The sequence below is a fragment of the Bradyrhizobium sp. Ses1 genome (assembly GCF_059512365.1).
On sequence record NZ_JCAMOQ010000235.1, the window covers coordinates 1 to 336 of the forward strand.

Here is a 336-nt window from a genome sequence, read left to right on the forward strand (position 1 = left end):
GGATCGCGGCCCGGGAACAGCCAGCCCTGCGGCCGCGCCGCCTTCCACCAGGCCCGCAGCAACTCAAGCAGGTGTGGGGACAGCATAACGTTCCGGTCCTTGCCGCCCTTGCCCTGCTCGACGCGGATGATCATGCGCTTGCTGTCGATGTCGGCAACCTTGAGCGAGACCACCTCAGTGGCGCGCAGGCCGGCGCCGTAGGCCACGCTCAACGCGGCCTTGTACTTGAGCCCCGGCGCGGCAGCGAGCAGCCGCGCCACTTCCTCGACGCTCAGCACCATCGGCAGCTTGCGGGGCTCGTGGATGACATGCGTGTGCTCGACGATCTCGTGGCGC

The 336-nt window shown here is 68.8% G+C and carries 1 protein-coding gene; it reads right to left on the minus strand.

Going from position 1 to position 336, the window contains the following annotated elements; genetic code table 11:
* Nucleotides 1-336 (minus strand): tyrosine-type recombinase/integrase (locus AC5ZG5_RS46515; protein WP_496165608.1); only part of this gene is annotated, 336 nt, incomplete at both ends.